Origin of the sequence: Rhizobium ecuadorense, assembly GCF_001187535.1 — a bacterium.
In the GTDB taxonomy this organism is placed as follows: Bacteria; Pseudomonadota; Alphaproteobacteria; order Rhizobiales; family Rhizobiaceae; genus Rhizobium; species Rhizobium ecuadorense.
Map to the genome: position 1 here is coordinate 1 of NZ_LFIO01000451.1, position 213 is coordinate 213.

Here is a 213-nt window from a genome sequence, read left to right on the forward strand (position 1 = left end):
GGAAGAGGCTATCCAGCTTGCCAATCACACCCGCTACGGCCTTGCCGCCAGCGTCTGGAGCGAGACCATCGGCTTGGCGTTGAACGTTGCGGCAAAGCTCGCAGCCGGCGTGGTCTGGGTGAATGCCACCAATCTTTTCGATGCCGCCGTCGGTTTTGGCGGCAAGCGCGAATCCGGATTCGGCCGCGAAGGCGGACGGGAAGGTTGCTACGA

1 protein-coding gene is annotated in these 213 nt (G+C 62.9%); it reads left to right on the forward strand.

Annotated features, from left to right (window positions below; all coding sequences use genetic code 11):
- A partial coding sequence (locus tag AF337_RS11115; protein ID WP_152970980.1) for an aldehyde dehydrogenase family protein occupies positions 1 to 213 on the forward strand: 213 nt, incomplete at both ends.